Annotated in this window: 1 protein-coding gene; it reads left to right on the forward strand. The window is 48.1% G+C overall.

Going from position 1 to position 376, the window contains the following annotated elements:
• A partial coding sequence (locus EYD46_RS17850) for an Ig-like domain-containing protein (protein WP_165454415.1) occupies positions 1 to 376 on the forward strand: 376 nt, incomplete at both ends.

Below are 376 nucleotides of genomic sequence, written 5' to 3' on the forward strand. Positions count from 1 at the left end.
TAGTTGATGTCACAGTCAATGCCGTAGACGATACGCCAACGGCCGTAGACGATACAGCCAGTGTAGATGAAGACGATACAGTAAACATCGATGTATTAGACGATGACAATTTTGGAGGCGATGGCCCAAGCACCGGTACCATAAACATAACAAGTGCCCCAACCAATGGAGTAGCAACAGTAAATGATGGCGGTACCCCCAACGACCCAACCGATGATACGATAGATTACACACCAACCGCAGATTATAACGGTCCTGACCAGATTACCTATGAGATCTGTGATGCAGATGGCGATTGTGTTACAGCCGTAGTTGATGTCACAGTCAATGCCGTAGACGATACGCCAACGGCCGTAGACGATACAGCCAGTGTAGA

This window comes from Hyunsoonleella pacifica, from assembly GCF_004310335.1.
GTDB lineage: Bacteria > Bacteroidota > Bacteroidia > Flavobacteriales > Flavobacteriaceae > Jejuia > Jejuia pacifica.